This window comes from Aetokthonos hydrillicola CCALA 1050 (genome assembly GCF_017591665.1).
GTDB lineage: Bacteria > Cyanobacteriota > Cyanobacteriia > Cyanobacteriales > Nostocaceae > Aetokthonos > Aetokthonos hydrillicola.
This window is the reverse complement of sequence record NZ_JAAKGC010000388.1, coordinates 1-1,418: the sequence shown is the minus strand read 5'-3', so window position 1 is coordinate 1,418 and position 1,418 is coordinate 1. Positions and strand designations below refer to the sequence as shown.

1 protein-coding gene and 1 pseudogene are annotated in these 1,418 nt (G+C 39.2%); one reads left to right on the top strand and one right to left on the bottom strand.

Features of this window, described 5'->3' with window-relative positions; translation table 11 throughout:
• Positions 1-520, top strand: a pseudogene (locus G4P69_RS38190) (GntR family transcriptional regulator); the annotation flags it as partial.
• 184 nt (positions 521-704) lie between these two features.
• On the opposite strand, the gene G4P69_RS38185 reads toward G4P69_RS38190, so the two are convergent.
• Positions 705-1,241, bottom strand: a complete 537-nt coding sequence (locus G4P69_RS38185) for a hypothetical protein (protein ID WP_208346229.1) — start codon at positions 1,239-1,241, stop codon at positions 705-707.
• Positions 1,242-1,418: the final 177 nt, after the last annotated feature.

Here is a 1,418-nt window from a genome sequence, read left to right as displayed (position 1 = left end):
ATTGGAAGAAGCTCTCAAAATTCCAGTGCAATTGGTAGCAATGGAAGACTTAGCAGCTTTACTAGATCAAACCTCTTCTGCTACTGTAGTCACAAGTCGCTACTTTATCGGAGTCGTCGAGGAAATCGCCGCACCTACAGCAGTGCGTGTTATTCCTCTTGATATTAATGACTACGCCAAAGAACTGAACTTGATTAAAAACTTACCAAAAGATAGCTCTGTTGGTGTAGTTAGCCTAAGTCCTGGTATTTTAAACGGAACAGAAGTGATCATTCATGGTCAACGCGGGGATGAACTACTGGTAATAACTTCACAACCAAAAGATACTTACAGAGTTCAGACAGTCGTCAAACGAGCTCAGGTAATTTTTTGCACAGACAAAGTAAGTTTTTCCGCAGTGCAAGCAGCGATGCAAATTGCTCAAGAAGACATTATTCGTCCTCCCAAGCTGATTCGTTGTGAAAATTATATTGGTATTCAGTCAGTTAACTTACTGAAGAGAGAGCTAGGTTTGGTTTAACTTGTGAAGAAGTATTATGCCAAATATCTAAATTGTAGTGCGGGCATCTTGCCCGCGTTGTATTAATCAAACAAGATCCTCTCACTAGATATAGCGACTTGTATATTCTCAAATATTTTGTTTTTGATTATCATGTTATTGATATCTGTCGATGTAGAATCTGAGATCTAAACTTGAACGGGGATTACAGATCACAAATAACCAAATCCTCTGCTGTCAAAAGGGAAATTGTAGAGTCATCCATTTCTTTTAAACTATTTGCAATACGGTTCGCTTGTTGTTCAATGCTTCGCTCGAAAATGGTACGAGCAAATCGACCATTCCCAAAGTTTTTATCTCGTTTTAGATACGCTGTTTCAAAAATTCTTTGCAAAGCTATACGTGCTGAAATATCCAGCGTATACCCATACTCATAGCAGTATTTTGCGAAAATCAAAATTAGTTCACTTGGTGTATAGTGTTCAAAATAAAATAATCTGCTAAAACGAGATTGCAAACCAGGATTTGACGCGATGAAATGCTCCATTTCATTTGGGTATCCAGCCACAATCACAGCCAATTGATTACGATGATCTTCCATGCGTTTGAGCAAGGCTTGTACTGCTTCGTGACCAAAATCATTAGCTGCTCCGTTTTTCGGCGCTACGCTATCAAAACAGCTAGCAAGACCAATTTTCTTGTCTGTTCTGATCCCGTTGCGCTTGATGGTCAAGCGTTTCATGATGAATTTGTTAAACGAGTCAAGGCTACTGGCGGGAAGGTTTATTCCCCAAATTGCAAATTTTCAACTAACCGCTTGCAAGCAGATGCAATAATTTCGCAAACTATTAGTAGAGGCGCCAAAGCCCTGCTAATACATCCCCATATAGACAGAATTTACAAGGCCATATATTTTTCA